The sequence below is a fragment of the Alienimonas chondri genome, from assembly GCF_013036045.1.
Lineage (GTDB): Bacteria > Planctomycetota > Planctomycetia > Planctomycetales > Planctomycetaceae > Alienimonas > Alienimonas chondri.
Genome location: NZ_WTPX01000323.1, coordinates 1 through 1,526, shown reverse-complemented (window position 1 = coordinate 1,526; position 1,526 = coordinate 1). Strand labels below are relative to the sequence as shown.

Here is a 1,526-nt window from a genome sequence, read left to right as displayed (position 1 = left end):
ATACGGAGCCAACCGGTTCGGGGGCGCCAAGCGGGCAGAACCCGGGCGCATCCAGCTGGGGCGGGGGGCGGCTGTCGGGGCGAACGGCATCCGGCGAGGGCAGCGGGCGACGAGGCCCGAAGGACGGAATCCGACACGCCGCCTCGATCACCGAAGCAATCGAGCAGGCGGACGTCGCAATCCCTCCGGGCAGGAACCAAACCTAGCCTGCAAATCACGGGCCGGTCGGCGGCCAAGTCCTTTTGAACCGCTCAGGCTTGGAAATCGGGCGGTCTGTCCGGCTCAACGACCCGGGAACCCCTCGAACCGGAGGGGGGGGCCGACTGCCGGTCGATCGCTCCGGTCGTTCGGCGGTCACCCTCTGAAAGCGCCGCTGGTTCCTGAAACGCCGCCGGCTTCCCGAACCGCCAAGCGAACAGGCTGTCGCCGCGCTTGCGGAGCGGGAGAGTCCGTTCAGTGCGCGCATTCGGGCGCAGCGGCCATCCGGGGGGCTTCCCGATGGCTCAGTAGTCCATCCACACTGTTCTCGCCGGCAAACGCCCTTAGGCTATATCCTTTCCGTTTCGACCCCGGCGCCTGCTCCCGCAGGCGACACGCTCCTCTCCGGTTCCACAATGACATCCCGATCCTTTCACAGCGGCGGTCCGCCGGCGGCTGCGTCCGGGGGCGCTCGGGCCGTCATGATCGTGGACGATCACCCCGTCGTCCGTCAGGGCTTGCGGTTGTTGCTGGATCGCGAGCCGGACCTGCAGGTCGTCGCCGAGGCCGACGGCGTCACCGAGGCCTTCACCCGCTTCAAGGAGGTCCACCCGGATCTGGTCATCATCGACCTGAGCCTGAAGGACGGCAGCGGCATCGAACTGATCAAGGAGATTCACGCCTCCGAGCCGGACACGCACATGCTGGTCAGCAGCATGCACGACGAAAGCCTGTTCGCGGAGCGCGTGCTGCGGGCCGGCGCCAAGGGGTTCATCTCCAAGCAGGAAGCGACCGGCAACATCGTCGACGCCGCCCGCCAGGTGCTCAGCGGCCGGGTCTACCTGTCGCCCGCGATGAGCGACCAGATGCTGCACCGCCTCGTCAGCAACGACGACGACGCGGCGGACAAAAGCCCGATCGAAAGCCTCTCCGACCGGGAGTTGGAGGTCTTCGAGATGATCGGCCAGGGCCTGACGACCCGTCAGATCGCCGCCAAGCTGGACCTCTCCCCGAAGACGGTGGAGACGTACCGCGAGAACATCAAATCGAAGCTGTCCCTCGCCAACGGCACCGCCCTGACGCGCCACGCGGTGCAGTGGCTGCTGGAGAACACCTGAGGCCGCTGCGCGGAAGCATCAAGGCCCAAGTCACCAAGAACCAACGGCGAGCGGCCGGCGTCAGCCCGCTGTGCGATGCGAACGTCTGCTGAAAAGCGTTCGCTCACCCTCACCCCCAGCCCCTCTCCCTGGGGGAGAGGGGGGAAGAGTCCGCCGCGCCTCACCGGTACTCCCCTCGCCCCCTTTTGGGGAGAGGGGTCGGGGGTGAGG

The 1,526-nt window shown here is 67.6% G+C and carries 1 protein-coding gene; it reads left to right on the top strand.

The window, feature by feature from the left end; translation table 11 throughout:
• Positions 1-614: 614 nt before the first annotated feature.
• The gene (locus LzC2_RS21410; protein WP_171190053.1) at positions 615-1,316 is read left to right on the top strand and encodes a response regulator; all 702 of its coding nucleotides are present in this window, start codon (positions 615-617) and stop codon (positions 1,314-1,316) included.
• Positions 1,317-1,526: the final 210 nt, after the last annotated feature.

Excerpts from the sequence above, each read along its gene's own strand:
- LzC2_RS21410 (WP_171190053.1), top strand. The coding sequence starts at position 615 with ATGACATCCCGATCCTTTCACAGCGGCGGTCCGCCGGCGGCTGCGTCC.